Origin of the sequence: Microbacterium aurum (genome assembly GCF_016907815.1) — a bacterium.
Taxonomy (GTDB): Bacteria; Actinomycetota; Actinomycetes; order Actinomycetales; family Microbacteriaceae; genus Microbacterium; species Microbacterium aurum.
Genome location: NZ_JAFBCQ010000001.1, coordinates 2287618 through 2310413 on the forward strand (window position 1 = coordinate 2287618; position 22796 = coordinate 2310413).

The 22796-nt window shown below is 69.8% G+C and carries 22 protein-coding genes; 14 read left to right on the forward strand and 8 right to left on the reverse strand.

Annotated elements, in window-relative coordinates; all coding sequences use genetic code 11:
* Positions 1-86: 86 nt before the first annotated feature.
* The 4 genes from JOD60_RS11330 to JOD60_RS11345 all read left to right on the forward strand — a co-directional run bounded on the left by JOD60_RS11330 (position 87) and on the right by JOD60_RS11345 (position 3381).
* Positions 87-671, forward strand: a complete 585-nt coding sequence (locus tag JOD60_RS11330; protein ID WP_076690707.1) for an ATP-dependent Clp protease proteolytic subunit — start codon at positions 87-89, stop codon at positions 669-671.
* A gap of 17 nt (positions 672-688) precedes the next feature.
* Positions 689-1354 carry an ATP-dependent Clp protease proteolytic subunit gene (locus JOD60_RS11335; protein ID WP_076690708.1) on the forward strand — a complete coding sequence of 222 codons (666 nt, stop codon included), beginning with the start codon at positions 689-691 and terminating at the stop codon, positions 1352-1354.
* A gap of 159 nt (positions 1355-1513) precedes the next feature.
* Positions 1514-2782: an ATP-dependent Clp protease ATP-binding subunit ClpX gene (clpX, locus tag JOD60_RS11340; RefSeq protein ID WP_076690709.1), complete on the forward strand. Its 1269-nt coding sequence runs from the start codon at positions 1514-1516 to the stop codon at positions 2780-2782.
* A gap of 32 nt (positions 2783-2814) precedes the next feature.
* Positions 2815-3381 (forward strand): dihydrofolate reductase family protein, encoded by a 567-nt coding sequence (locus JOD60_RS11345; RefSeq protein ID WP_076690710.1) that lies wholly within the window; start codon positions 2815-2817, stop codon positions 3379-3381.
* Between the two features lie 80 nt (positions 3382-3461).
* On the opposite strand, the gene JOD60_RS11350 is transcribed toward JOD60_RS11345, so the two are convergent.
* Entirely contained in the window at positions 3462-4091 is a 630-nt protein-coding gene (locus JOD60_RS11350; RefSeq protein ID WP_084201992.1) for a class I SAM-dependent methyltransferase, read from the reverse strand.
* 36 nt (positions 4092-4127) lie between these two features.
* Complete coding sequence (locus tag JOD60_RS11355; RefSeq protein ID WP_076690712.1) at positions 4128-6185, reverse strand: M3 family metallopeptidase; 2058 nt, start codon at positions 6183-6185, stop codon at positions 4128-4130.
* A gap of 79 nt (positions 6186-6264) precedes the next feature.
* Here JOD60_RS11355 and JOD60_RS11360 point away from each other — a divergent pair, with 79 nt between their 5' ends.
* Together JOD60_RS11360 and JOD60_RS11365 are read left to right on the forward strand one after the other, a co-directional pair.
* Positions 6265-6855 (forward strand): winged helix-turn-helix domain-containing protein, encoded by a 591-nt coding sequence (locus tag JOD60_RS11360; RefSeq protein ID WP_076690713.1) that lies wholly within the window; start codon positions 6265-6267, stop codon positions 6853-6855.
* Entirely contained in the window at positions 6855-7055 is a 201-nt protein-coding gene (locus JOD60_RS11365) for a hypothetical protein (RefSeq protein WP_076690714.1), read from the forward strand. Before JOD60_RS11360 ends, JOD60_RS11365 begins: the two co-directional genes overlap by 1 nt.
* Before the next feature lie 3 nt (positions 7056-7058).
* Here JOD60_RS11365 and JOD60_RS11370 read toward each other — a convergent pair whose 3' ends face one another.
* Together JOD60_RS11370 and valS are read right to left on the reverse strand one after the other, a co-directional pair.
* Entirely contained in the window at positions 7059-7307 is a 249-nt protein-coding gene (locus tag JOD60_RS11370) for a hypothetical protein (protein WP_076690715.1), read from the reverse strand.
* A gap of 1 nt (position 7308) precedes the next feature.
* Complete coding sequence (valS, locus tag JOD60_RS11375) at positions 7309-9888, reverse strand: valine--tRNA ligase (protein ID WP_076692191.1); 2580 nt, start codon at positions 9886-9888, stop codon at positions 7309-7311.
* A 311-nt stretch (positions 9889-10199) separates the two neighbouring features.
* Here valS and JOD60_RS11380 point away from each other — a divergent pair, with 311 nt between their 5' ends.
* Positions 10200-11051 carry a type IV toxin-antitoxin system AbiEi family antitoxin domain-containing protein gene (locus JOD60_RS11380; RefSeq protein ID WP_076690716.1) on the forward strand — a complete coding sequence of 284 codons (852 nt, stop codon included), beginning with the start codon at positions 10200-10202 and terminating at the stop codon, positions 11049-11051.
* Between the two features lie 149 nt (positions 11052-11200).
* Here the strand turns inward: JOD60_RS11380 and JOD60_RS11385 are convergent, their stop codons facing one another.
* Both JOD60_RS11385 and JOD60_RS11390 read right to left on the reverse strand, forming a co-directional pair.
* A complete protein-coding gene (locus tag JOD60_RS11385; RefSeq protein WP_076690717.1) occupies positions 11201-11746 on the reverse strand; it encodes a GNAT family N-acetyltransferase in 546 nt (181 codons plus the stop codon).
* Complete coding sequence (locus tag JOD60_RS11390) at positions 11743-12402, reverse strand: pentapeptide repeat-containing protein (RefSeq protein ID WP_076692192.1); 660 nt, start codon at positions 12400-12402, stop codon at positions 11743-11745. The genes JOD60_RS11385 and JOD60_RS11390 overlap by 4 nt, the downstream gene beginning before the upstream one ends.
* A gap of 256 nt (positions 12403-12658) precedes the next feature.
* Between JOD60_RS11390 and ileS the strand changes: the two genes are divergently transcribed.
* Genes ileS through ndk form a run of 4 tightly spaced genes read left to right on the forward strand, consistent with a single transcriptional unit; the run spans position 12659 to position 18258 of the window.
* Complete coding sequence (ileS, locus tag JOD60_RS11395) at positions 12659-16066, forward strand: isoleucine--tRNA ligase (protein WP_076690718.1); 3408 nt, start codon at positions 12659-12661, stop codon at positions 16064-16066.
* Positions 16063-17415 (forward strand): bifunctional folylpolyglutamate synthase/dihydrofolate synthase, encoded by a 1353-nt coding sequence (locus JOD60_RS11400; protein ID WP_076690719.1) that lies wholly within the window; start codon positions 16063-16065, stop codon positions 17413-17415. The genes ileS and JOD60_RS11400 overlap by 4 nt, the downstream gene beginning before the upstream one ends.
* Positions 17412-17843: a DUF4233 domain-containing protein gene (locus tag JOD60_RS11405; RefSeq protein ID WP_076690720.1), complete on the forward strand. Its 432-nt coding sequence runs from the start codon at positions 17412-17414 to the stop codon at positions 17841-17843. Before JOD60_RS11400 ends, JOD60_RS11405 begins: the two co-directional genes overlap by 4 nt.
* A gap of 1 nt (position 17844) precedes the next feature.
* Entirely contained in the window at positions 17845-18258 is a 414-nt protein-coding gene (gene ndk / locus JOD60_RS11410) for a nucleoside-diphosphate kinase (RefSeq protein WP_076690721.1), read from the forward strand.
* 52 nt (positions 18259-18310) lie between these two features.
* Here ndk and JOD60_RS11415 read toward each other — a convergent pair whose 3' ends face one another.
* Positions 18311-18925, reverse strand: coding sequence for a vitamin K epoxide reductase family protein (locus JOD60_RS11415; protein WP_076690722.1), 615 nt, complete (start codon positions 18923-18925; stop codon positions 18311-18313).
* A gap of 313 nt (positions 18926-19238) precedes the next feature.
* Between JOD60_RS11415 and JOD60_RS11420 the strand changes: the two genes are divergently transcribed.
* The gene (locus tag JOD60_RS11420; RefSeq protein WP_232321602.1) at positions 19239-21749 is read left to right on the forward strand and encodes an Rne/Rng family ribonuclease; all 2511 of its coding nucleotides are present in this window, start codon (positions 19239-19241) and stop codon (positions 21747-21749) included.
* Here JOD60_RS11420 and JOD60_RS11425 read toward each other — a convergent pair.
* The gene (locus tag JOD60_RS11425; RefSeq protein ID WP_076690723.1) at positions 21746-22018 is read right to left on the reverse strand and encodes a DUF4031 domain-containing protein; all 273 of its coding nucleotides are present in this window, start codon (positions 22016-22018) and stop codon (positions 21746-21748) included. The two genes, JOD60_RS11420 and JOD60_RS11425, sit on opposite strands and share 4 nt — an antisense overlap.
* Positions 22019-22209: 191 nt before the next feature.
* On the opposite strand from JOD60_RS11425, the gene rplU reads away from it, so the two are divergent.
* Positions 22210-22518 carry a 50S ribosomal protein L21 gene (gene rplU, locus JOD60_RS11430; protein WP_076690724.1) on the forward strand — a complete coding sequence of 103 codons (309 nt, stop codon included), beginning with the start codon at positions 22210-22212 and terminating at the stop codon, positions 22516-22518.
* A gap of 18 nt (positions 22519-22536) precedes the next feature.
* Entirely contained in the window at positions 22537-22794 is a 258-nt protein-coding gene (gene rpmA / locus JOD60_RS11435) for a 50S ribosomal protein L27 (RefSeq protein WP_076690725.1), read from the forward strand.
* The last annotated feature ends 2 nt before the right edge of the window (positions 22795-22796 follow it).

Genomic DNA, 22796 nt, shown 5'->3' on the forward strand with positions numbered 1-22796 from the left:
GCTCCGCCGACGGCGAACACGGGCGGGACGCCGATGCCGCGTCGGTAGATTCGATGGCGTACGGAAACCCGGAATCAGGAGTATCCATGGCTGAACCACTAGTCGCGACGAGCGTCTTCGACAGGCTGCTGAAAGACCGCATCATCTGGCTCGGGTCGGAGGTGCGCGACGAGAACGCGAACGAGATCTGCGCGAAGATCCTGCTGCTTGCGGCCGAGGACAGCGAGAAGGACATCTACCTCTACGTCAACTCGCCCGGCGGCTCGATCACGGCGGGCATGGCGATCTACGACACGATGCAGTTCGTGCCCAACGACATCGTCACGGTCGGCATCGGCATGGCCGCCTCGATGGGGCAGCTGCTGCTGACGGCGGGCACGAAGGGCAAGCGCTACATCACGCCCAACGCCCGCGTCCTGCTGCACCAGCCGCACGGCGGCTTCGGCGGCACCGCGAGCGACATCCAGACGCAGGCCCAGCTGATCCTCGACATGAAGAAGCGCCTCGCGGAGATCACCGCGGCGCAGACGGGCAAGTCCGTGGAGCAGATCAACGCGGACGGCGACCGCGACCGGTGGTTCACCGCCGAGGAGGCGCTCGCCTACGGCTTCGTCGACCACATCCGCGAATCGGCCTCCGACGTCATCGGCGGCGGCGGCACCGAGAACTGACCGGAGGACACCGACACATGAACATCCCCACCGCAGGGCTGCCGCAAGGCATCGCGATGCCCTCCAGCCGCTACATCCTCCCGCAGTTCGAGGAGCGCACGGCCTACGGCTACAAGCGTCAGGACCCGTACAACAAGCTGTTCGAGGACCGCGTGATCTTCCTCGGCGTCCAGGTCGACGACGCGTCGGCCGATGATGTCATGGCGCAGTTGCTGGTGCTCGAGTCGCAGGACCCCGACCGCGACATCATCATGTACATCAACTCGCCGGGCGGCTCGTTCACGGCCATGACGGCCATCTACGACACGATGCAGTACGTCTCGCCGCAGATCCAGACCGTCGTGCTCGGCCAGGCCGCGTCGGCGGCATCCGTCCTGCTCGCGGCCGGCGCGCCGGGCAAGCGCCTCGCGCTGCCGAACGCCCGCATCCTCATGCACCAGCCCGCCGTCGGCGAGGCCGGGCACGGGCAGGCGTCGGACATCGAGATCCAGGCGGCCGAGATCCTGCGCATGCGCACGTGGCTCGAGGAGACGATGGCCCGTCACACCAACCGCACGCAGGAGCAGGTCAACAAGGACATCGACCGCGACAAGATCCTGTCGGCGACCGAGGCGCTCGAGTACGGCATCGTCGACCAGGTGCTGACCTCGCGCAAGCGTCAGCCCGCCGCGATCACGTCCTGAGCGGACCCACCCGCGAAGTCCCGCCGCGCACCGGTTTGTTCGGGCGGCGGGACTTCGTCGGTTCACGCGATCCACGCATCGGCGTCGCAATCCGCCGGGATGTCCCGGACAGCGGTTAGGCTCGAACCGCACCTGAGAGTTCTCTGAAGGAGGAGCACCATGGCTCGAATCGGTGAGAGCGCCGACCTGTTCAAGTGCTCCTTCTGCGGCAAGAGCCAGAAGCAGGTGCAGCAGCTCATCGCCGGCCCCGGCGTCTACATCTGCGATGAGTGCGTCGAGCTGTGCAACGAGATCATCGAAGAGCGCATGGCCGAGTCCGGCGACGGCGTCGTGGCCGACTTCGACCTCCCCAAGCCCCGCGAGATCTACGCGTTCCTCGAGGAGTACGTGGTGGGGCAGGATGCCGCCAAGAAGGCGCTCTCGGTCGCCGTCTACAACCACTACAAGCGCGTCCGCGCCCACGGCACCCTGCAGAGCGCTGAGCAGCGCGCCGACGAGGTCGAGATCGCCAAGAGCAACATCCTGCTGCTCGGCCCGACCGGCTGCGGCAAGACCTATCTCGCGCAGACGCTCGCCAAGCGCCTGAACGTCCCGTTCGCGGTCGCCGACGCCACCGCCCTCACCGAGGCCGGGTACGTGGGCGAGGACGTCGAGAACATCCTGCTCAAGCTCCTGCAGGCCGCCGACTTCGACGTCAAGCGCGCCGAGACGGGCATCATCTACATCGACGAGGTCGACAAGATCGCCCGCAAGGCCGAGAACCCGTCGATCACCCGTGACGTGTCGGGCGAGGGCGTGCAGCAGGCGCTGCTGAAGATCCTCGAGGGCACGGTCGCCTCGGTCCCGCCGCAGGGCGGCCGCAAGCATCCCCACCAGGAATTCATCCAGATCGACACGACGAACGTGCTCTTCATCGTCGCGGGCGCTTTCGCGGGTCTCGAGGACATCATCTCTTCGCGCGTGGGCAAGCATGGCGTCGGTTTCGGCGCCCCGCTGCAGGAGAAGGGCAAGGAGCTCGACCTCTTCAGCGAGGTGCGCCCCGAGGACCTCCACAAGTTCGGTCTCATCCCGGAGTTCATCGGCCGTCTGCCGGTCGTCACCTCGGTCGCGCCGCTCGATCAGGAAGCGCTCATCGAGATCCTGACCGGTCCGAAGAACGCGTTCGTGAAGCAGTATCAGCGCATGTTCGAGCTCGACGGCGCCGAGCTGGAGTTCGAGGACGAGGCGCTGCGCGCCGTCGCCGATCTGGCCGTAGCCCGCAAGACCGGCGCCCGCGGTCTCCGCGCGATCCTCGAGGATGTGCTCGGCCCGATCATGTTCGATATCCCGTCGACCGACGATGTCGCGAAGGTCATCGTGACGCGCGCGTCGGTGACGGAGGGCGCGCCGCCCACCCTCGTGCTGGAGCGCAAGCGCAAGAGCGCCTGAGGCGTGTGGGCGCCGGTTCGTAGGATGCCGGCATGAACCGATTCCTCTTCGACACCGCCACGACCCTCAACGGCTGGATCGCCGACGAGCAGAACTCGCTCGATTGGCTGTTCGCCGTGGAAGGCGGCGCCGAGCCCGACGCCTCACTCGTGCCGCAGAACGCGACGGTGCTCGTGGAGGGCGCCACGACGTACCAGTGGGTCCTCGAGCACGAGGACATCCTCGCGCACCCCGAGAAGTGGCGGAACTTCCACGGCGATCGGCCGACGTTCGTGTTCACGACGCGTGCGTTGCCCGTCCCGGAGGGCGCGGATGTCCGGTTCGTGTCCGGCGCGGTCACCGACGCCCTCCCCGCCATCCGGTCAGCCGCCGGAGACGGCGACGTGTGGATCGTCGGCGGGGGAGAGCTCGCCGGCCAGTTCCTCGATGCCGGCGCGCTCGACGAGATCGCCGTCTCGATCGCGCCGGTTCTGCTGAACGGGGGAGCACCGCTCCTGCCGCGGCGGCTGGAGTCGAACCGGCTGCGTCTGCTGTCGGCATCCGCCGCCGGCCAGTTCGCGCGTCTGTGTTACGAGGTCACGGCAGCCCCTACGCGCTGACCCATGCTGCTCACCGGACGAGAAGTGGGCGCAGATCGTCGCTTCCCGCGCGCGCAGCGACCAGTTGCGCCCACATCCTGTCAGGCGTCGAGCCCGCGGCGCTCACGTGGCCTGGCGTCGAGATGCGCCAGTTCCACGAGAAGCATCTGACGCCATGACTCACTGCGCGTGACGGTGAAGCCGAGGGGGCGCGCGGTCGCGTCGATGGCCGGCCCCGTCCGGAACGGGTCATGGTTGACGACGAAACCGGCCTCCGGGCTCGGCTGAGGGCCGCCTTCCGCGAAGGTGGCGACAGTGGCGCGGCCATTCGGTCGCAGCACCCGCGCCCATTCCGCGATCGCTTCCCGCGCATCAGCGAACACGTGGAGTCCCGTGACACACATCACGAGGTCGACGGAGTCGTCACGGACGGGAAGGCTCTCGGCGCCGCCGCGAGTGAACCGTGCCGTCGGCAGCTGGGTGCGTGCGACCTCGAGCATGGCCGGCGAGACGTCCACGCCCCTCATCCTCAGCGACGTCTCGGGGTTCGCCGAGGCGAGTGCACGCAGCGCCAGGCCGGTGCCGGTAGCCACATCCAGCACGTCCCACTCTGCATGGGTTGCCAGCGGCCCGATGAATCGCGCCACCTCCGCCGCCAGAGCACGATGCATGCGATTCTCGTCGTAGTCCGGCGCCATCTCGTCGAACACCGCCACGACGGCAGCATGCACGCCCGCATTGTGCAAGATCAATGCGCCCACATCCTGTCAGGCGTCGAGCCCGCGGCGCTTCAGCAGCGGAGCGATGTCGGCGTCGCGTCCGCGGAAGTCGCGGTAGGCCTCGAGCGGATCCTTCGAGCCGCCGACGCCGAGGAGGCGCTGGCGGAACCGGTCGCCGTTCTCGCGGGTGAGGCCGCCGTTCTCGCGGAACCACTCGACGGCGTCGGCGTCGAGCACCTCGCTCCAGATGTACGAGTAATAGCCGGCGCTGTAGCCTCCCGAGAACACGTGCGCGAAGTAGGTCGACGAGTATCGCGTCGGCACCGCCGGGTTGTCGAGTCCGATGTCGGCGAGGGCCGCGGCTTCGAAGGCCGCGACGTCGGTGACCTCGGCAGCCGCACGCGCGTCCAGCGCGTGCCAGGCCTGATCGATCCAGGATGCCGCGAGGTACTCGCTCGTCGCGAAGCCCTGGTTGAACGCCTCCGACGCATGCAGCTTGTCGACGACCTCCTGCGGCAGCGGCTCACCCGTCTCGCGATGATGGGCGTACGCGGCGAGGACCTCGGGCCACAGGATCCACATCTCGTTGACCTGGCTGGGGAACTCCACGAAGTCGCGGAACACCGCCGTCCCCGCGAAGTGGGGGTAGGTGACGGTCGCGAACAGTCCGTGCAGGGCGTGGCCGAACTCGTGGAACAGCGTCGTCACCTCGTCGAGGGTGAGCAGAGTCGGCTGTCCGGCCGCGGGCTTCGGGACGTTCAGGTTGTTCACGACGATCGGCAGGGTTCCCCGCAGTCGCGACTGCGACACGATCGAGTTCATCCACGCGCCGCCGCGCTTCGTGTCGCGTGTGTACAGATCGAGGATGAACAGACCCTGCGGCGATCCGTCGGCATTGTGCACCTCGAACACGCGCGCGTCGGGGTGGTAAGCCGGCAGGTCCTCCCGCTCGGTGAACGTGATCCCGTAGAGCGCGGTCGCGGCGCGGAAGACGCCGTCCTGCAGGACGCGCTCCGCCTCGAACCAGGGGCGCAGCGCTGTGCGATCCAGGTCGTACTCCGCCGCGCGAACCTTCTCGGTGTAGAACGCCCAGTCGTGCGCCTCGAGGGCGAAGGGCTCCGCATCGGCATCCACGATCTGCTGCAGCGCCTCCTGCTCGGCGCGCGCGTTGCGGGCCGCGGGCACGGCGAGCCGGCGCAGCAGCGCGTGCACGGCCTCCGGTGACCCGGCCGTCTCGTCGCTCGTGACATACGCGGCGTGGCTGTCGTACCCGAGCAGCGCCGCGCGCTCGGCCCGCAGCCGGACCATCTCGCGGAGGACCTCGTGGTTGTCGTGCTCGTTTCCGCGAGAACCGCGACTGCGTGAGGCTTCCATCAGCCGTCGTCGGCTCTCGCGATTGGTGAGACTCGACAGATACGGATGCCCGGTGAACAGCGTCAGCGTGACGACATAGCGGCCATCCAGCCCTCGATCGGTGGCGTTCTGCGCCGCCGCCGACAGCTCGCCCTCGGTCAGTCCGTCGAGTTCGGCCGCGTCGTCGAACACGACGGCGAGGTCGTTGGTGTCGGCGAGCAGATTCTTCTCGAAGGTCGTGGTCAGCACCGAGAGTCGCTGGTTCAGTTCTGTGAGCTGCTGCTTCTGTGCATAGTCGAGCCCGGCGCCGGCGTGCGTCATCTCGCGGAAGTGACGCTCGACGAGATAGCGCTGCTCGGGCTCGAGCGCGAGATCGTCGAGCCGGTCGTGCAGCGTCTTGACGCGCCCGTAGAGCTGACCGTCGAGCTGCACGGCGTCCTGATGAGCGGCCATGAGCGGGGCGAGGGCTTCGTCGATCTCCTGGATCTCCGCCGTCGCGTCCGCCGACGACACCGTGTAGAAGGTGCGCGCGACGCGTCCCAGCAGGTCGCCGGACCGCTCCAGCGCGACCATCGTGTTCTCGAACGTCGGCATCGAGCGCACCCGGGTGATGTTCTCGATCTCGCGCCGATGCTCCGCGAACGCCGCTTCGAAGGCCGGCAGATAGTGCTCCGGACGGATCTGCCGGTAGTCGGGCAGGCCGTAGGGGAGCATGCTCTCGAGGAGGAGGGGGTTCGTCGCGGCATCCGTCATGGAACCACCCTAGAGTCCGTCGCGCTGCTCATGCAAAGAACAGTTTGCAAAGGAGTGCGTGCAAAGGTATCTTTGCATCATGGCCGAACAGCAGATGCGCGAACTGGACACCGCGGCGCTGCGTGCGCTCGGGCACCCGCTGCGGGTGCGGATCTTCGACATCCTCAGCCGCGAGGGCGCCCAGACCTCGAGCAGCCTGTCGGAAATGACGGGGGAGTCCAGCGGCTCGACGAGCTACCACCTCCGCATCCTCGCCCGCGCCCACCTCATCGAAGAGGACACCACCCGCGGCAACGCCCGCGAACGCTGGTGGATGCTGCCGCGGGGACGGGTGCTGGTGGGGAGCGAGGAGACCTCGGCAACCCCCGCGGGGCTCGCCGCCACCCAGTTGGCGCTCACCGAGCTCTACCGTCAGCGCGGCGAGTGGTTCCTGCGGACCCTCCAGGAGCGGCTGGCGCGCCCGAGCGAGCAGTGGGATGCGCACCTGACGTTCGCCAACCTGTCCCTCACGGTGCCGCAGTACGAGCAGCTCGCTCAGCGACTGCAGGCGATCATCGACGAGGTCGCCGAGGACACCCGCGACCAGGACGACGAAGAGGCGGTGCGCTACAGCGTCCGCCTCGACATCCTGCCCTCCCAGAATCCTCCGCGCGCGCGAGGTGCCCGCTGATGGCCGCCATCGCGACCCCGCCGGTACGCCTGACGCTCGCGGACCGGGTCGCCCTGCGCATTGCGGTGGCGCTGGAGGTCGGGGTCATCGAGCGCATCGAGCGCCGCCGATTCCGTAACGACTGCCGACGTGCCGACGTCGCGGAGACGGCATGGGACCAGTGCGCGATGCGCGCGCACCTTCTCGGCATCCGCCGCTGAGGATCAGCCGAACTCGTCCTCGTCGTCGTGACGGACGACGACCTCGCCCGAGGCGCTCGCTTCCACGATGACGCCGGTGTCGAGTTCGGCGATCGGCCGCCCCTCGAGGAACGTCAGCGTCCACCGCGGGCGCGGCTGACCGAGGTCGTCCCGCGGCATCGCCCGGTCGACGGCCGCGATCTGCGGGCGCAGCACGGCCGGTACCGCCGCAGGCGGCTCGTCACCGCTCGTCCAACGTGTACCGAGCTGCATGTCAGACCTCCTCGGTGGCGAGTTCGACGGCGTCGACGGCGAGAGCGTCGCCGCCACCGATGAGTTCCAGTTCGGCGATGCGCCCGACGGCCTTGAGGTCACCCTCGGCCGACCGCAGCGCGGCGATCGTCGCGTCGTCGGCGCGCAGCACGAGGCGGGCGACCGGCGTCTTCTGCGAGGCCTTCGCCTCGGTCTTCGCGCGACGGATGCCGATGAGCGCGGCGGATGCCGCGGCGAGCACCGCCGGGTCACCCGCGATCTCGAGCGGCTCGGGCCACGCGGCGGTGTGGATGGACCCGTCCTCGAACCACGACCACGCCTCCTCCGTCGCGAACGCGAGGACAGGGGCGAGCAGACGCAGCAGGGTCGACAGCGCAAGGCGCAGCGCGAGCGCGGCGGATGCCTGGCCGGCGTCGGTCTGGTTGTACGCACGCTCCTTGACGAGCTCGAGATAGTCGTCGCAGAACGTCCAGAAGAACGCCTCGGTCACTTCCAGCGCGCGGGCGTGGTCGTAGGAGTCGAATGCCTTCGTGGCGTCACGGACGACCTGATCGAGGGTCGCGAGCATCGCGGCATCCAGCGCATGCGTCACTTCGGCACCCTCGGGCACGGGGAACGACAGTACGAACTTCGCGGCGTTGAGCACCTTGATCGCGAGACGCCGACCGATCTTCACCTGCGTCGGGTTCTGCGGATCGAAGGCGGCGTCGGCGCCCAGGCGGCTCGATGCGGACCAGTACCGCACCGCGTCGGTGCCGTGCGCCTCGAGGATGTCGGCGGGCGTGACGACGTTGCCCTTCGACTTCGACATCTTCTTGCGGTCGGGGTCGACGATGAAGCCGCTGATCGCGGCATCCGTCCACGGCGCGCGGCCGTCTTCGAGAGCCGAGCGCACCATCGTGGAGAACAGCCACGTGCGGATGATGTCCTGCCCCTGGGGGCGCAGGTCGAACGGCGCGACGAGGTTCCACAGCTCCTCGTCGCGCTGCCAGCCGCCGGCCAGCTGCGGCGTGAGCGACGACGTCGCCCACGTGTCGAAGATGTCCTTCTCACCCTCGAAGCCGCCCGGGACGCCTCGCTGGTCCTCGGTGTAGCCCGCGGGCGCATCGGTCGTCGGGTCGACCGGCAGCGTGGTCACGTCGGCGGTGATCACCTCGCCGTCGATGCGCTCTCCGTTCTCGTCGAGCGGGTACCAGACCGGAATCGGCACGCCGAAGAAGCGCTGGCGCGAGATGAGCCAGTCGCCCGTCAGGCCGTTCGTCCAGTTCTCGTAGCGCACGCGCATGAAGTCGGGGTGCCAGTCCATGCCGCGCCCGAGCGCGATGAGCTGGTCGCGCAGGGCCTCGTCGCGGGCGCCGTTGCGCAGGTACCACTGCCGCGTCGAGACGATCTCAAGGGCCCGGTCGCCTTTCTCGTAGAACTTCACCGGGTGGCTGAACGGCTTCGACACCTCGAGCAGCTCACCAGAGGCGTCGAGGAGCTCGACCATCTTCTTCTTCGCGCTGAACACCGTGAGGCCCGCGATCTCGGCGTAGGCGCCCTTCGCGGCATCCGTGGTCAGCGCCTCGGGCGGGTCGGGCAGGATGCGTCCGTCCTGGCCGAGAATCGTGCGGTTGGGGAGGTCGAGCTCGCGCCACCAGATGATGTCGGTCACGTCGCCGAACGTGCAGATCATCGCGATGCCCGAACCCTTGTCCTGCTGCGCGAGGTGATGCGCGAGCACGGGCACCTCCACGTCGAAGATCGGGGTGCGCACAGTCGTGCCGAAGTAGGGCTGGTAGCGCTCGTCGTCGGGGTTCGCGACGAGCGCGACGCACGCCGCGAGCAGCTCGGGCCGCGTCGTCTCGATGTGGATGTCACCCGATCCGTCGGTCTTGTGGAACGCGATGCGGTGGTAGCTGGCCTGCTGCTCGCGGTCCTCGAGCTCGGCCTGCGCGATCGCCGAGCGGAAGTCGATGTCCCAGAGGGTCGGCGCCATCGACTGGTACGCCTCGCCGCGCTCGAGGTTGCGGAGGAACGCGAGCTGGCTCGTGCGGATGGTCTCGTCGGAGATGGTGCGGTAGGTCTGCGTCCAGTCGACCGAGAGGCCGAGCTGACGGAACACCGCCTCGAAGGCCTTCTCGTCCTCGAGCGTCAGCTCTTCGCACAGCTCGATGAAGTTGCGGCGGCTGATCGGCACCTGATCGGCGGGCTTGAGGCTCTTCGCGTCGCCGTGGAACGGCGGGGTGAAGTCGGGGTCGTACGGCAGCGAGGTGTCGCAGCGCACGCCGTAGAAGTTCTGCACGCGCCGCTCGGTCGGCAGGCCGTTGTCGTCCCAGCCCATCGGGTAGAACACGCTCTTGCCGCGCATGCGCTCGAACCGCGCCTTGACGTCGGTGTGGGTGTAGCTGAAGACGTGGCCGATGTGGAGGCTCCCCGACGCGGTCGGCGGGGGAGTGTCGACGGAGAAGACCCCCGCACGACCCTTCGCCGTGGCGGCGTCGCGGTCGAACAGGTACGTTCCGGCCGCGCTCCACGCGGCATCCCACTTCTGCTCGAGGCCTTCCAGCGCGGGCTTGTCCGGAATCTGCGCGTTCGACATCGGGATCTCCTCGAGCGGTATGTGCGGCACTGTGTGAGCGTGCCTGAGTGTGGGTTGTGGGCTCATTCTACCGGGGAGCGCCGCCGCAGGCACCCGGGGGCGCTGCCCGAGTCGGATGCGGCGCAGCGCGGATGCCGCGGAGATGGCGGATGCCGAGGAGCAGACGCCGGCATCCGCTCCTCGGTATCGGGTTTTCTCCTCGGAATCCGCGCCGACCATCGCCTCCTCCACAGGACGCCTTCGTGCCGAATTGTCCACGGATGCCGGGGCCGGCGCCCTACGGCGGCGCCCCGAGTCCCAGGCTGGCACGCATGACAGTTGCGGAATCGGTGCGGCGCGCGGGCGGGATCGTGCGCCTGCGCACCCTGCGTCATGACGGCTGGAGCGAGCGGGCCGTGCGGCGCGCCGTCGATGCCCGGGAGCTGGTGCGGCCACGGAAGGGCTGGGTGGCGCTCCCCGGCGCCGATCCGCTGCTGCTGTCGGCCACACGCGCGGGGGTGGTCATCTCGTGCGTGACACGCGCCCAACGGATGGGCCTGTGGGTGCTGGACGCGCCGGACCGGCCGCACGTGGCCGCGCCGCCGTGCTCGAGCACTGTCCACATCGGCACCGACGCGGCGACGGGCGAGCCGAAGGCGGTCGTGCACTGGGCGCAGCCGATCGTGCCGCGGCATCCTGACGCGTTGGAAGACGCCATCGAGAACGTGCTCGCCCTCGTCGCCGGATGTCTCCCGTACGAGGAGGCGCTCGCGGTCTGGGAGTCGGCGCTCGACAAGCGCCTGGTCACCCTGCCGGAGTTGCGGCGCCTGCCCTTCCGCGGTCGCGCGCAGGAGATCCTGGAGCAGGCATCGCCGTACTCCGGCTCGGGGCTCGAGTCGTTCATCCCGCCCCGACTGGCGTGGTTGCGGGTGCCGATCACACCGCAGGTGTGGCTGGCGGGGCACCGGGTCGACTTTCTCATCGGCGACCGACTCGTCCTGCAGATCGACGGCGGCACCCACGTGGGTGCACAGCGCGACAGCGACATCCGCCACGACGCGCAGCTCATGCTCCTCGGCTATCACGTCATCCGGGTCGGCTACGACCAGGTCGTGCACCGCTGGCACGAGGTGCAGGCGCTCGTGCAGCGCGCGATCGCGCAGGGCCTTCACCTCGCCCGCTGACCCGCTGACCCACTGCGCCAGCCCGGGCCCTTCACGCCCGTTCCGGCGGCGGATGCCGCGGAGATGGCGGATGCCGAGGAGCGAACCCCGGCATCCGCTCCTCGGAACCCGACTTTCTCCTCGGAATCCGCCCCGGCCGGCGCAGATGCCTATGCCGTCCGCTCCGGCGCGCGGCGCTCCCATGCAGCGCGGGACACTGCGAACGCGAGGTGCGGCATGTCGACGCCGCGGTAGTGCGTCGTGAAGGTGCGGCGGACGGTCATGCCGAGTCGGATGGCGACGTTCATGGAGGCCACGTTGGTCGAGCGCACCTTGGCGTACAGGTCGTCGAGCGGCAGCGCGCCGAACGCCCAGTCGCGGCACGCGGCGGCGGCCTCGAGCGCATAGCCCCGGTGCCAGTGCGCACGCTGGAACAGGTACCCGACCTCGGTCACCTCGTCGTCGTCGATGCGCTGCAGCGTGATGCCGCACTGGCCGATCATCTCGCCGCTCGCGCGCAGCACCACCGCCCACAGCCCGAAGCCATCGCGCGCGTATCGCTCGCGCTGCCGATGCAGCCACTCCTCGACCTCACCCGCGCTGAACGCGCCCTCGTAGGCGACCATGGCGACGGGATCGGTGAGAATCGCCGCCAGGGCAGGCATGTCGGCCTCGCTCATCTCACGCAGATCGAGCCGCGCGGTCGCGATCGTCACGGGGCGATCCGGATGCCGAGGGCGTGCGCGAACGACGCCGCGTGCAGCTCGCTCTGCCGCGGAGACAGCCACGCACCCGCGAGACCCCGCGGATCGGTGAAGGACAGCGCCTCCAGCCCGGTGAGGTCGACATCCGTCGACCGGAGCCCCCGCGTGTCGACCTCGTCGGCACGCGCGTCGTCGAACCGCACCCGCGTCAGCCGCGCCTCGGGCACGTCGAGGGTTCCGATCTCGCACCCCACGAAGCGGACGTCGCCGAGTGACGCGGACGGCAGCGAGAGGTAGTCGATGCGCACGCCGCGAAGGGTCACGCCGTCCCACTCGGCACGCAACGCGTCGAGGCTCCCGAGCCGGCCGCCCTCGACGACGACATTGCGCCACGTGCCGTCGCGGGCGACGAGTTCCACCGCGCGCAGATCTGTCACCACGACGTCGGTCAGTGTGGCCCCCGTGAGGTCGAGCCGGCCGACGGATGCCGCGGCCAGCCGCGACTCGGCGATGCGTCCGTGTGCGGCATCCGTGTCACCGGCGTCCAGCGTGACCTGCGCCTCGACGACGTCGGCGCGCGGCACGAGACCGGTGTGCTCCTCCAGGCGCGGCGGGAGGTCGGGCGTGTGATCGCGCGGCGGCGTGGGGGCGGTGGTGCGGCGATCCATGTGCTTCAGCGTAGGCCCGCGTATGATGGACGCATCGGCATCGATCCGGCCATCACCGGGGAGCTCGCGGAAGAACAGCACGACCCCGGCACGCACGGGGCGGCGCTCACTAGAACCGCGCGGGGCAGGCCCGTCACAGCCGCAGAGTGAGTGGCCCGAGGTCTCCGACCGACGGCAAGCGGGGTGGTACCGCGGTCGCACGGCGATCGTCCTCGCAGGAAGCGCTGCAAGACGCACGAGCACCTGCTGGAGTGACATGACCTATCCCCGCCCTTCGATAAGCTCCTTCGGGGCTGCCGCCGACGCCGCACTCGTGCCGAGCCCGCGGTTCCCCGACATCGAGCGCGACGTGCTCGACTTCTGGGCCCGCGACGACACCTTCCGCGCGTCGATCGCCCAGCGCGAGGGCGCCGAGGAATGGGTCTTCTACGACGGCCCGCCCTTCGCCAACGGCCTGCCGCACTACGGGCATCTGCTCACCGGCTACGCGAAGGACCTCTTCCCGCGGTTCCAGACCATGCGCGGCAAGAAAGTCGACCGCGTGTTCGGCTGGGACACCCACGGCCTGCCCGCGGAGCTCGAGGCCATGAAGCAGCTGGGCATCACCGAGAAGAGCGAGATCGAGGCGATGGGGCTCGCGGCGTTCAACGCCAAAGCCCGGGAGTCGGTGCTCGAGTACACCCAGCAGTGGCAGGACTACGTCACCCGCCAGGCCCGCTGGGTCGACTTCGAGCGCGGGTACAAGACCCTCGATGTCGGCTTCATGGAGTCGGTCCTCTGGGCGTTCAAGGAGCTGTGGGACAAGGGGCTCGCCTACGAGGGCTACCGCGTCCTGCCGTACTGCTGGCGCGACGAGACCCCGCTGTCCAACCACGAGCTGCGCATGGACGACGACGTCTACAAGATGCGCCAGGATCCGTCGGTCACCGTCACCTTCCCCCTCGTCGGCGCGAAGGCCGAGGCCCTCGGGCTCACCGGCGTGCGTGCGCTCGCCTGGACGACGACCCCCTGGACGCTTCCGACGAACCTCGCCCTCGCGGTGGGTCCCGACATCACCTACGTCGTCGTCCCGGGCGGTCCCCGTGGCGCGGCGGATGTTCTGCAGGATGCCGAGGAGGCCACCGCCCACCGGTACCTGCTCGCCGCCGAGCTGCTCGCCGGCTACGCGAAGGACCTCGGCTACGAGAACCCCGCCGACGCCGCTGACGCCGTCGAGCGCACGATCTCGGGCGCCGAGCTGGCCGACGTGCAGTACGACCGGCTCTTCGACTACTACGCGGATGCCGAGGTGTGGGGCACCGGTCGCGCGTGGCGCATCCTCGTCGATGACTACGTCACGACGACCGACGGCACCGGCATCGTCCATCAGGCCCCGGCCTACGGTGAGGACGACCAGCGCGTGACCGAGGCCGCCGGCATCCCCCTCATCATGAGCCTCGACGACGGCGGAAAGTTCCTGCCGCAGGTCACCGACGTCGCCGGTCAGCTGTGGATGGACGCCAACCGCCCGCTCATCCGACTGCTCAAGGCCGAGGGGCGCCTGTTGCGCGAGGCCTCCTACGAGCACTCCTACCCGCACTGCTGGCGCTGCCGGAACCCCCTCATCTACAAGGCCGTCTCGAGCTGGTTCGTGCGGGTGACGGCGATCAAGGACCGCCTCGTCGAGCTGAACGAGCAGATCACCTGGGCGCCCGAGAACGTCAAGCACGGCCAGTTCGGCAAGTGGCTGGAAGGTGCGCGCGACTGGTCGATCAGCCGCAACCGGTTCTGGGGGTCGCCGATCCCGGTGTGGCGCAGCGACGATCCGGAGCACCCGCGCATCGATGTCTACGGCTCGCTGGCCGACCTCGAACGCGACTTCGGGCGCCTGCCGCGCAACGAGTCCGGCGAGGTCGACCTGCACCGTCCGTACATCGATGAACTGACACGGCCGAACCCCGACGACCCGTCGGGACGGTCCACCATGCGTCGCATCGAGGACGTCTTCGACGTCTGGTTCGACTCCGGGTCGATGCCGTACGCGCAGGTGCACTACCCGTTCGAGAACCGGGAGTGGTTCGACGAGCACGCGCCGGCGGACTTCATCGTCGAGTACATCGGTCAGACCCGCGGCTGGTTCTACGTCATGCACGTCCTCTCCGGTGCGCTGTTCGACCGTCCCGCCTTCACCGGGGTCGCCTGCCACGGCATCGTGCTCGGCAGCGACGGCCAGAAGATGAGCAAATCGCTGCGGAACTATCCCGACGTGAGCGAGGTGTTCGACCGCGACGGCTCCGACGCGATGCGCTGGTTCCTCATGGCGTCGTCGGTGCTCCGCGGCGGCAACCTCATCGTGACGGAGGAGGGCATCCGCGCGGGCGTGCGGGAGTTCCTGCTGCCGCTGTGGAACGCGTGGTACTTCTTCGCCACCTATGCGAACGCGGCGTCCGCCGGCGACGCGGCCGCGCCCGGCACCGGCTACACCGCGCGCTGGCGCACCGATTCGACGAACGTCCTCGACCGCTACATCCTCGCTCTGACGGGCGACCTCGTCCGTGACGTCGCCGCCGAGCTCGAGGTGCTCGACTCGACGACCGCCGCCGCGAAGCTCCGCGACTTCGCCGAGGCTCTGACCAACTGGTACATCCGCCGCTCCCGCGATCGGTTCTGGGTCGGCGTCGTCCCCGGCGACGAGAGCACCACCGAGGCCTTCGACACCCTGTACACGGTGCTCGAGACGCTCACGCGCGTCGCTGCGCCGCTGCTGCCGCTGGTCACCGAGCGCGTCTGGCAGGGCCTGACCGGCGGGCGCAGCGTGCACCTGGAGGACTGGCCGGATGCCGACGCGTTCCCCGCGGCGGCCGATATCCGCGCCGCGATGGACACCGTCCGCGAGGTCTCGAGTGTCGCGAACGCCCTCCGCAAGAAGGAGGGCAAGCGCGTGCGCCTGCCGCTGCCGGCGCTCACCGTCGCCGTGACCGACGCCGCCGCGCTCTCGCAGTTCGAGGACATCGTGCGCGACGAGCTCAACGTCAAGTCGGTGCAGGTCATCGAGCTGACGGAGGGGCTTGCCGAGCAGTACGGCATCAGCCAGCGCCTCGCGGTCAACGCCCGCGCGGCCGGGCCGCGGCTGGGCAAGCAGGTGCAGCACGTCATCGCGGGCGCCAAAGCGGGCGTGTGGTCGGTCGTGGACGGCGTCGTGATCGTCGACGGCGTCGCGCTCGAGCCGTCGGAGTACGAGCTGACGCTCGAGGCGGGCGGCGTCGCGGAGGGCACCGCGATCTCGCTGCTGTCCGGCGGCGGCTTCGTCCTGCTGGACACCACGACCACACCCGAACTCGAGGCCGAGGGCCTCGCGCGCGACGTCATCCGCGCCGTGCAGGAGACGCGGCGCGCGGCCGGGTTCGATGTCAGCGACCGCATCCGCCTGCAGCTGCTGTTCGCCGATGCGCAGGATGCCGCGGCCGTCGCCTCGGCGTTCACCGCCGCCGACGTCGCGGGGGAGACCCTCGCGGTCGAGTACGCCGTCGTCGCCCCCGAGCGCACGGTGCTGGTCGGCGAAGGGTCGGTCCTGGCGGGCGCCGAGACGATCGACGCCGAGTACACGGCATCCGTCGCTGCCGGCGCCTACGCCAACGTCGGAGAAGTGACCATCGCGGTGACCCGCGTCGGGAGGACCTCATGAGCGACCGCAATCGCGCCGATGCCGTCTACGCCGCGCTGCTGACACGGCAGGGCGAGCAGTGGGTGCAGCCGCGGGTCGAGCGCGCCCGTCGGGTGCTGGAGCTGCTGGACGACCCGCAGCGCACCTACCGGGTCATCCACGTCACCGGCACGAACGGCAAGACCTCGACGAGCCGCATCATCGAGTCGATCGTGCGTGCCCACGGCCTGCGCACGGGCCTGTTCACGAGCCCGCACCTGGAGCGCTTCACGGAGCGGGTCATGATCGACGGCGAGCCCATCGACGACGGTCTGATCGCCGACGCCTGGGAGGAGATCGCGCCGTTCGTCGACCTCGTCGACGCCGAGCTCGCCGCGAAGGGCGACGCGCCGCTGACCTTCTTCGAGCTGCTCACCGTGCTCGCCTTCGTCGCGTTCGCCGACGCTCCGGTGGATGTCGCGGTCATCGAGGTGGGCATGGGCGGTGCGTGGGACTCCACGAACACCGCCGACGGCGACGTCGCGGTGTTCGCGCCGATCGACATCGACCACGCCGACAAGCTCGGCGGCACGATCGCCGAGATCGCGACCGTGAAGTCCGGGATCATCAAGGACGGTGCCGCCGTCGTCTCCGCGCAGCAGGATGCCGCGGCCCTGCGCGTGCTGGAGACGGCCGCCGCGGCCCGCCACGCGAGCCTCGCGGTCGAGGGCGAGGGCTTCGGGCTCACCGCGCAGCGCCTCGCCGTCGGCGGGCAGCAGCTGAGTGTGCAGGGGCTCGCGGGCACGTACGAAGACCTTTACCTGCCGCTGTACGGCGCACATCAAGGCCACAACGCCGCTCTCGCCATCGCCGCGGTCGAATCCCTCATCGGCGGGGGCACCCAGCCGCTGACCGGCGACGTCCTCACCGAGGGGCTCGCCCAGGTGACCTCGCCCGGCCGCCTGCAGCTCGTCGGCGTCGCGCCGACCGTGCTCGTCGACAGCGCCCACAATCCGCACGGCGCGCGCGCTCTCGTGGCGGCGCTGGGTGACTCGTTCGACTTCGATGAATGGGGAATCGTGTTCGGCGCCTTCGGCGACAAGGACACCGCCGGCATCGTGTCGACGCTGGCGCCGGCGGCGACCCAGGTCTTCGTCACCGCGCCGGACTCCGACCGTGCCGCCGACCCCGACCGTGTCGCCGACCTCGTCGAGGCGGCCGGCATCCCCGTCACGGTGCACCGAGACCTCGCTGACGCCGCGGAGGCGGCGCGGGAGTGGGCCGCGGCATCCGATCGCCGTGCCGTGGTCATCGCCGGGAGCGTCGTCCTCGCCGGTGAGGCCGTGCAGCTCGCGGCGGAAGAGGATTGGAAGAGCGGGTGGCAGCGATGAGCGCACCGGATCCGTCGGGCACGCCGGCGCCCGGGAGGGCGCGACGGGCGCGCGGTGCGGAGGAGTCGCTCGCGCAGATCGTCCTCGGCTTCGAGTCGGTCATCGTCTTCTTGGGCGGCCTCGCCGCGTACGGCCTGGGCGCGCTCCCCGATGCCGTGCCGCAGTGGTGGGGCATCGTCGCCGGCTCGATCCTGGCGCTCCTCATGATCGCCACGACCGGCCTCGTCCGGTACCGGTGGGGAATCGCCCTCGGCTGGGCGTGGCAGCTCGTCGTGGTCCTCGGCGCCTTCCTCGTACCCGCCCTCGCCCTCGTGGGGCTCATTTTCGGCGCGATGTACGCGTATGCGACGATCAAGGGCGGCGCCTTGGACCGCCGCAACGCGCAGCGCGCTCAGACGACCTCACCGCCCGCAACGAACGGAGACTGACATGCCCACCGAAGAGACTCTCGTCCTGGTCAAGCCCGACGGTGTGGCGCGCGGCCTCACCGGCGCGATCCTGGCGCGCATCGAGGCGAAGGGCTACGCCTTGGTCGACATCAAGCTCGTCGAGCCCGACCGCGACCTGCTCGAGCAGCACTACGCCGAGCACGCCGGCAAGCCCTTCTACGAGCCGCTGCTGGAGTTCATGCTCTCCGGACCGTCGGTGGCCATCCGCCTCGCCGGCAACCGCGTGATCGAAGGTTTCCGGTCGCTCGCCGGGACGACCGACCCCACGACGGCCGCGCCCGGCACGATCCGCGGCGACTTCGGCCGTGACTGGGGAGTGAAGGTGCAGCAGAACCTCGTCCACGGCAGCGACAGCCCCGAGTCCGCGGCGCGCGAGCTGGACATCTGGTTCTGATCCTCAGCGCGCGCCACGTGCGCGCACCGGGCGTCAGAAGATGCCGGGCGCGTCAGAAGATGACGTCGATGAGCTGGGGGATCGCGTCGAGGCGCAGCTGCGCGAGCAGCAGCACGACGGCGTAGGTGACGAACGCCATGAGCGGCACCCAGGGCGCGAGCGCGGCACCGGCCGCACGGACGCGCGGCGCGTCGGACACGACGCCCGAGCGGACGAGGTGCACGGCAACGGCGTAGAACGTCGGGATCGTGACGAGCCAGGTCACCATGCACCACGGGCACAGCGTGCCGAGCACGTAGATGCTCTGACTGATGAGCCACAGTACGAAACCGAACGCGAACGTGATCCCCGCGAAGAACGCCCACCAGAACCAGCGGGCGAACCGCGCTCCGGCCAAGATCGCCATGCCGACCACGATCGGCGCCACCCAGCCGGTGAGACCGAGGATCGGGTTCGGGAAACCGAACACGCTGCCCTGGGGCGAGTTCAGATTCTCCGTGCACTGCACGATGATGCTGAAGTCGCACGACGCGGCCGTACCCGGGTTCGCATAGGCGTGGAACTTCTCCACGGTGAGGGCGAACGCCGCGATCCAGCCGATGACCCCCGCGATCACCAGCCACACAGCGAGGGCGACGGGGCGGGCGTTGATCGTGCGCGGGGACATGAGCGCGATTATCCCATCCGCGCCTGTGCCGCCTGTGCCCTCGGGCGGCCTCCGGAGGCGGCCGGGCGACCCGGCCGTGGGGCTTCGCGCATTCCGCGGGTGAAAGTGCGATAATAGTCGCCGATGCTCCGCGGCCGCGCCGCGCACGGCATCGCCGAAGACTTCGGGCGATGAACGCCCTTCGCAGCACGAGCCCCGCCAGGGAGCGGGTGAGGCTGCAGACCGAGTGAGTTCGCGGTTCCCCAGCACCTGGGTGACGCCGCCAGATTTCGCCAGACGGCCCGCGGAGCCGCCGGCTAGGAGTAAGCCAGAGATGGCCGATGAGCACAACGACCAGACCACTCCCGCCCACGAAGAGCTGGCGCTGACGCCCGAGACCACCGACGAGCCCACCGTCGAGACCATCGACGACGTGCAGATCGAGATCTCCGCCGACATCGCAGAGACCGACGCCGTCGCGGATGCCGCCGCAGACCCGTCCCGCCTCGACACCGCCGAGGTGCTCGCCGTGGTCGAGGTGACGGATGCCGACACCGCCGCCTCCGAGGTGCCCGCGGCCGTGAAGCCCGACGCGGATGCGCCCGCCGCCGACGACACGGCGGCCGAGACGCCCGCCGCCGAGGACACGGCGGCCGAGGCGGCCGCCCCCGAGGCGCCCGCCCCCGAGTCACCCGTGGCCGAGACGGCCGAGACCGGGGCACAGGCGCCCGCAGCCCCCGAGCCGACCACGCCCGAGCCGCCCACCGCCGTGAGCCTCGGGCTCCTGCCGGCGGAGTTCGTCTCCAGCGTGTCCACGCAGCTGGTGTTCTACGCGCCCGAGATCGTGCCGCTGCCGGCGCGCCCGGGGTCGGCGCGTGAGGACCGCGACGACCAGGACGACGCGTCCGGTCAGGGCTCGCAGGGCGGTTCGAGCGCCCGGCGGCGCAACCGTCGCCGCGGCGGCGGGTCACCGGCATCCGACGCCGACGACACGACGGGCGGTCAGAGCGCACCGCGCCGCCGCGCCGTCGAGCTCATCACCGAGCCGCAGCGCATCAAGGGCTCCACGCGCCTGGAGGCCAAGAAGCAGCGCCGCCGCGACGGCCGTGAGGCCGGACGCCGGCGCACCGTCGTCACCGAGGCCGAGTTCCTCGCCCGTCGCGAGGCCGTCGACCGCGACATGATCGTCCGCTCCAAGAACGGCCGCATCCAGATCGCGGTGCTCGAGGACAACGTCCTCGTCGAGCACTACGTCGCCCGCAGCCAGGAGTCCTCGCTCATCGGCAACGTCTACCTCGGTCGCGTGCAGAACGTGCTGCCGTCGATGGAGGCGGCGTTCGTCGACATCGGCCGGGGCCGCAACGCCGTGCTGTACTCGGGCGAAGTGGACTGGGATGCCGTCGAGACCGGCAACCAGCCGCGGCGCATCGAGCTCGCACTCAAGAGCGGCGACCGCGTGCTCGTGCAGGTGACGAAGGACCCCGTCGGCCACAAGGGCGCGCGCCTCACGAGCCAGATCTCGCTCCCCGGCCGCTACCTTGTGTACGTGCCCGGCGGCGCCATGAACGGCATCTCCCGCAAGCTCCCCGACACCGAGCGCGCGCGCCTGAAGCGCATCCTCAAGGAGGTGCTCCCGGAGTCCAGTGGCGTCATCGTGCGCACCGCGGCCGAGGGCGCGACCGAAGACCAGCTGACCCGTGACGTGCAGCGCCTGACGTCGCAGTGGGAGCACATCTCCAGCCAAGTCGAGTCGATCCCGGCCCCCGCGCTGCTGCACTCCGAGCCCGACCTGCTCGTCAAGATCGTCCGCGACGTCTTCAACGAGGACTTCTCGAAGATGCTCATCCAGGGCGAAGAGGCGTACCAGACCATCACGTCGTACCTGACCGGCGTCGCCCCCGACCTGCTCGAGCGCATCGAGAAGTACGAGGACGATCAGGATCCATTCGACCGTTTCCGCGTCACCGAGCAGATCGAGAAGGCGCTGGACCGCAAGGTCTGGCTGCCCTCGGGCGGTTCGCTCGTCATCGACCGCACCGAGGCGATGACGGTCGTCGACGTCAACACCGGCAAGTTCGTCGGCTCCGGCGGCAACCTCGAGGAGACCGTCACCAAGAACAACCTCGAGGCGGCCGAGGAGATCGTCCGCCAGCTGCGACTGCGCGACATCGGCGGCATCATCGTCGTCGACTTCATCGACATGGTGCTGGAGTCCAACCGCGACCTCGTGCTGCGACGTCTCGTCGAGTGCCTGAGCCGTGACCGGACGAAGCACCAGGTCGCCGAGGTCACCTCGCTCGGCCTCGTCCAGATGACGCGCAAGAAGCTCGGCCTGGGGCTCCTGGAGACCTTCAGCGAGCCGTGCGAGGTGTGCGCCGGTCGCGGCGTCATCGTGCACCACGACCCGGTGGTCAAGCACCGCGGCCCGCAGCAGCAGTCCTCCGGCGGGCGTCGCACCCGGCAGAACGGACCCTCCGCCCCGGCCGGTGCGGGCGGCGGCACGCACGTGATCACCGAGAGCGCCAAGTCCGCGCTCGCGCAGATCGCGGCGTCGACCATCCACTCCCACGAGGAGCCCACCGCTGACGTCACGCTGCCGCTCGGCGACCTCGCGGTCGCTCCCGCGGCGGAGCCGACCGCGGAGCGCCCCAAGAAGCCCCGCAAGAAGCGCGGTGAGGGCGGCAAGCCCGCCGAGCGCACCGAGAAGGACCTCCTGCTCGATTCCGTGCTCAACGCGCTGCCCGAGCCGAAGGCGCCCGGGCAGGGGAGGGGCCGGCGACGCGTCACGACGGCCGCGCTCAGCGGAACGCCGGTCGCCGCGACGCCGGAGGGCGCGGACTCCTAGAGTCCGCGGCGCTCCCGCGCCGTCACCCGCAGCCCCGACGCGATGAGGCGGGTGACGAGCTCGCGCCCGCTCACGTGCTGGGCGCCGGCGACGATGAGGCGCGGCACGGCGTCCTCCGGAACGTCGTAGTGATCGAGGTCGAACGCGCGAGACGGGATGCCGCCGGCGCGCGCGAACGCGTGCAGTTCGGCCAGATCGGTGTCGCTGACCAGGTGCGCCCACAACCGGCCGTGTGCCGGCCATCGCGGATCGTCGATCAGGATGGCCATGACGGAAGTCTAGGTCGCGCCGCGACACGCCCTCGCCCGCTTTTGCCCATCACCGCGGCATCCGGTAAAGTGGACCCTTGGTGCGTCGAGTTCCGCCTCCGCATCGAGAGTGAAGCACGGACTTTCGGGGCGTGCTCGTCCCATGAAGACAGCCGGAGCCGTGTGCTCCGCAGAAGAAAAACAGGTGTGAAGTGGTTTACGCAGTTGTGCGCGCCGGCGGCCGGCAGGAGAAGGTGGAGGTCGGCACGATCGTCGTTCTCGACCGTCAGCAGGCGAAGGTCGGCGACAAGCTCGAGCTTCCCGCCGTGCTGTTCGTCGACGGCGACACCGTCACGACCGACGCCGACAAGCTCGCGAAGGTGACCGTCACCGCCGAGGTGCTCGGCGAGGAGCGCGGTCCGAAGATCGTCATCCAGAAGTTCAAGAACAAGACCGGCTACAAGAAGCGCCAGGGCCACCGTCAGGACCTCACGCGCGTCAAGATCACCGGCATCAAGTAAGCCAGGGGAGACACAGACATGGCACACAAAAAGGGCGCAAGCTCCACCCGCAACGGTCGTGACTCCAACGCCCAGCGACTGGGCGTGAAGCGTTTCGGCGGCCAGACCGTCAACGCCGGCGAGATCCTCGTCCGCCAGCGCGGCACGCACTTCCACCCGGGCACCGGCGTCGGCCGGGGCGGCGACGACACGCTGTTCGCCCTCGCCGCGGGCGCGGTTGAGTTCGGCACCAAGGGCGGCCGCAAGGTCGTCAACATCGTCGCTGCCGCGGAGTGATC

Bases quoted from the DNA above. Each gene is read 5' to 3' on its own strand.
- JOD60_RS11330 (WP_076690707.1), top strand. From the start codon at position 87: ATGGCTGAACCACTAGTCGCGACGAGCGTCTTCGACAGGCTGCTGAAA.
- JOD60_RS11335 (WP_076690708.1), top strand. From the start codon at position 689: ATGAACATCCCCACCGCAGGGCTGCCGCAAGGCATCGCGATGCCCTCC.
- clpX (WP_076690709.1), top strand. From the start codon at position 1,514: ATGGCTCGAATCGGTGAGAGCGCCGACCTGTTCAAGTGCTCCTTCTGC.
- JOD60_RS11345 (WP_076690710.1), top strand. From the start codon at position 2,815: ATGAACCGATTCCTCTTCGACACCGCCACGACCCTCAACGGCTGGATC.
- JOD60_RS11355 (WP_076690712.1), bottom strand. From the start codon at position 6,185: ATGACGGATGCCGCGACGAACCCCCTCCTCCTCGAGAGCATGCTCCCC.
- JOD60_RS11360 (WP_076690713.1), top strand. From the start codon at position 6,265: ATGGCCGAACAGCAGATGCGCGAACTGGACACCGCGGCGCTGCGTGCG.
- JOD60_RS11365 (WP_076690714.1), top strand. From the start codon at position 6,855: ATGGCCGCCATCGCGACCCCGCCGGTACGCCTGACGCTCGCGGACCGG.
- JOD60_RS11370 (WP_076690715.1), bottom strand. From the start codon at position 7,307: ATGCAGCTCGGTACACGTTGGACGAGCGGTGACGAGCCGCCTGCGGCG.
- valS (WP_076692191.1), bottom strand. From the start codon at position 9,888: ATGTCGAACGCGCAGATTCCGGACAAGCCCGCGCTGGAAGGCCTCGAG.
- JOD60_RS11380 (WP_076690716.1), top strand. From the start codon at position 10,200: ATGACAGTTGCGGAATCGGTGCGGCGCGCGGGCGGGATCGTGCGCCTG.
- JOD60_RS11390 (WP_076692192.1), bottom strand. From the start codon at position 12,402: ATGGATCGCCGCACCACCGCCCCCACGCCGCCGCGCGATCACACGCCC.
- ileS (WP_076690718.1), top strand. From the start codon at position 12,659: ATGACCTATCCCCGCCCTTCGATAAGCTCCTTCGGGGCTGCCGCCGAC.
- JOD60_RS11400 (WP_076690719.1), top strand. From the start codon at position 16,063: ATGAGCGACCGCAATCGCGCCGATGCCGTCTACGCCGCGCTGCTGACA.
- JOD60_RS11405 (WP_076690720.1), top strand. From the start codon at position 17,412: ATGAGCGCACCGGATCCGTCGGGCACGCCGGCGCCCGGGAGGGCGCGA.
- ndk (WP_076690721.1), top strand. From the start codon at position 17,845: ATGCCCACCGAAGAGACTCTCGTCCTGGTCAAGCCCGACGGTGTGGCG.
- JOD60_RS11415 (WP_076690722.1), bottom strand. From the start codon at position 18,925: ATGTCCCCGCGCACGATCAACGCCCGCCCCGTCGCCCTCGCTGTGTGG.
- JOD60_RS11420 (WP_232321602.1), top strand. From the start codon at position 19,239: ATGGCCGATGAGCACAACGACCAGACCACTCCCGCCCACGAAGAGCTG.
- JOD60_RS11425 (WP_076690723.1), bottom strand. From the start codon at position 22,018: ATGGCCATCCTGATCGACGATCCGCGATGGCCGGCACACGGCCGGTTG.
- rpmA (WP_076690725.1), top strand. From the start codon at position 22,537: ATGGCACACAAAAAGGGCGCAAGCTCCACCCGCAACGGTCGTGACTCC.